Here is a 2,414-nt window from a genome sequence, read left to right as displayed (position 1 = left end):
TTCCGACAACCTCCTGATGCTGACGCTCAACCGCGGCGGCCCGGTGGTGTGGATTTCCGAGGAGGACGCGAAGCGGGCCGGGATCGAGGACAATGACTGGATCGAGGCCTTCAACCTCAACGGCGCGCTGACCGCCCGCGCCGTGGTCAGCCAGCGCGTGCCGTCGGGCATGTGCATGATGTACCACGCGCAAGAGAAGATCGTGAATGTGCCGGGGTCGGAGATCACCGGTATGCGCGGCGGCATTCACAACAGCGTGACGCGCACGATCACCAAGCCGACGCACATGATCGGCGGCTACGCGCACCAGGCATACGGCTTCAATTACTACGGAACCGTGGGCGCCAACCGCGACGAGTTCGTGGTCGTCCGCAAGATGAACAAGGTCGATTGGATGGACGAGCCGGCCGCGCCGGCCGCCGCCTGAGGAGTAGAAACTAATGAAAGTTCGTGCCCAGGTCGCAATGGTCCTGAACCTCGACAAGTGCATCGGCTGCCACACCTGCTCGGTCACCTGCAAGAACGTGTGGACCAGTCGCGAGGGCGTGGAATACGCCTGGTTCAACAACGTCGAGACCAAGCCCGGAATCGGTTTCCCCAAGGAATGGGAGAACCAGAAGAAGTGGAATGGCGGCTGGCGGCGCAAGAAGAACGGAAAGATCGAGCCGCGCATCGGCGCGCGCTGGCGGGTGCTGGCGAATATCTTCGCCAACCCGGACCTCCCCGAGATCGACGATTATTACGAGCCCTTCACCTTCGACTACGACCATCTGCAGTCGGCGCCCGAGATGAAGGCGGCGCCGACGGCGCGGCCGCGCAGCCTGATCACCGGCCAGCGCATGGAGAAGATCGAGTGGGGCCCGAACTGGGAGGAGATCCTGGGCGGCGAATTCGCCAAGCGCGGCAAGGACGCCAACCTGGCTGACTTCGACCGGGTGCAGAAGGAGATGGTGGGCCAGTTCGAGAACACCTTCATGATGTACCTGCCGCGGCTGTGCGAGCACTGCCTGAACCCGGCGTGCGTCGCGTCGTGCCCGTCCGGCTCGATCTACAAGCGCGAGGAAGACGGCATCGTGCTGATCGACCAGGACAAGTGCCGCGGCTGGCGCATGTGCGTCTCGGGCTGCCCGTACAAGAAGATTTACTACAACTGGCAGTCGGGCAAGGCCGAAAAGTGCATCTTCTGCTACCCGCGGATCGAAGCCGGCCAGCCGACGGTGTGCTCGGAAACCTGCGTCGGCCGCATCCGCTACCTCGGCGTGGTGCTCTACGACGCCGACCGCATCGAGCAGGCCGCGAGCGTCGAGAACGAGAAGGACCTGTACCAGGCCCAGCTCGACATCTTCCTGGATCCGAACGACCCGAAGGTGATCGCCCAGGCGCGCCTGGACGGCGTCCCCGAAGCGTGGCTCGAAGGCGCGCGCAACAGCCCGGTCTACAAGATGGCGATGGACTGGAAGGTGGCGCTGCCGCTGCATCCCGAGTACCGCACGCTGCCGATGGTCTGGTACGTGCCGCCGCTGTCGCCGATCACGTCGGCCGCCAACGCCGGCCATGTCGGGGCCAACGGGGAGATCCCGGACGTGCAGCAGATGCGCATCCCGGTGCAATACCTCGCGAATCTGCTGACCGCCGGCGACACCGGCCCGGTGATCCGCTCGCTCGAGCGCATGTTGGCGATGCGGGCGTACCAGCGCGGCAAGCATGTCGAGGGGGTCGAGAACGCCGCGGTTCTGGAGCAGGTCGGCCTCACGCCGGCCCAGGTCCAGGAGATGTACCAGGTGATGGCGATCGCCAACTACGAGGACCGCTTCGTCATCCCCAGCACGCACCGCGAGTACGCCGAGAACACCTTCGACATGAAGGGCGGCTGCGGCTTTTCGTTCGGCAACGGCTGCTCCGACGGCGCCAGCGAAACGAGCCTGTTCGGCGGCAAGAAGCGCCGCACGATCCCGATCAAGTCCACCGTCTGAGGGCGCCCGCATGAAACAGAACCGACATACCCTGCGCGCCCTGGCGCTGCTGCTCGGCTATCCCGACGCCCGGCTGCGCGAGGTGCTGCCGCAACTGGCCGACGCCATCGACGCGGAAGCGGCGCTGCCCAAGGCGCGGCGCGCCGAGCTGCGGGCCCTGGCCGCCGAGATGCAGCGCGCCGAGGACCTGGAGCTGGAAGCCCGCTACGTCGAGCTGTTCGACCGCGGTCGCGCCACCTCGCTGCACCTGTTCGAGCATGTCCACGGCGACTCCCGCGACCGCGGGCCGGCCATGGTCGATCTGACCAGGACCTACGAGCAGGCAGGCCTGTTCCTCTCGCCCGAGGAGCTGCCCGACCACCTGTGCGTCGTGCTGGAATTCGCCTCCACCCAGCCGCCGGCGGTGGCGCGCGAGTTCCTGGCCGAGATGGCGCACATCCT

General features: G+C 66.2%; 3 protein-coding genes. All 3 read left to right on the top strand.

Annotated features, from left to right (window positions below; all coding sequences use genetic code 11):
• A partial coding sequence (locus VNT59_RS14665; protein ID WP_325499327.1) for a molybdopterin dinucleotide binding domain-containing protein occupies window positions 1–427 on the top strand: 427 nt, incomplete at its 5' end.
• 13 nt (window positions 428–440) lie between these two features.
• Entirely contained in the window at window positions 441–1,973 is a 1,533-nt protein-coding gene (gene narH, locus VNT59_RS14660) for a nitrate reductase subunit beta (protein WP_325499325.1), read from the top strand.
• 10 nt (window positions 1,974–1,983) lie between these two features.
• Window positions 1,984–2,414 (top strand): nitrate reductase molybdenum cofactor assembly chaperone (gene narJ / locus VNT59_RS14655; RefSeq protein WP_325499322.1); only part of this gene is annotated, 431 nt, incomplete at its 3' end.

The sequence above is a fragment of the Ramlibacter sp. genome (assembly GCF_035554825.1).
Taxonomy (GTDB): domain Bacteria; phylum Pseudomonadota; class Gammaproteobacteria; order Burkholderiales; family Burkholderiaceae_C; genus Ramlibacter.
The sequence above is the reverse complement of the archived record's forward strand: the minus strand, read 5'-3'. Positions and strand labels throughout refer to the sequence as shown.

What these genes read in the sequence shown, in the direction of transcription:
- narH (WP_325499325.1), top strand. Translation starts at nt 441, where the DNA reads ATGAAAGTTCGTGCCCAGGTCGCAATGGTCCTGAACCTCGACAAGTGC.